Below are 333 nucleotides of genomic sequence, written 5' to 3' on the forward strand. Positions count from 1 at the left end.
GCTGTTGAGCCTACAAGTGCAGCATCCAGAGTGGATTAAGTGCCCTGAGCGCTTGGTCATTCCAACTTTCACTGCCAGTGATAAAAACAGTGGCTCACATCTATCGATGCCTTCAGTATTGTTCGACGGTCATGAAGAATTTGCTATCGTTAAACTGGTCACTATTTGTCCAGATAATCCAAAGCGAAATCTACCGACGACTACCGCTGTGGTGAGTGTCTCAAACAATGATACGGGTGAAATCCTGGCCTTTATGGACGGTGTTTATGTCACTCAAGTACGTACGGCAGCGCTATCAGGTATCGCAAGTAAGTATCTAGCAAAGCCAGATAG

At 45.9% G+C, this 333-nt stretch carries 1 pseudogene; it reads left to right on the forward strand.

Annotation, left to right across the window (positions count from 1 at the left end):
- Nucleotides 1-333: pseudogene (locus tag AAEY75_RS14335) on the forward strand (ornithine cyclodeaminase family protein); the annotation flags it as partial.

Source organism: Psychrobacter sp. TB55-MNA-CIBAN-0194 (assembly GCF_040309505.1).
Taxonomy (GTDB): Bacteria; Pseudomonadota; Gammaproteobacteria; order Pseudomonadales; family Moraxellaceae; genus Psychrobacter; species Psychrobacter fozii.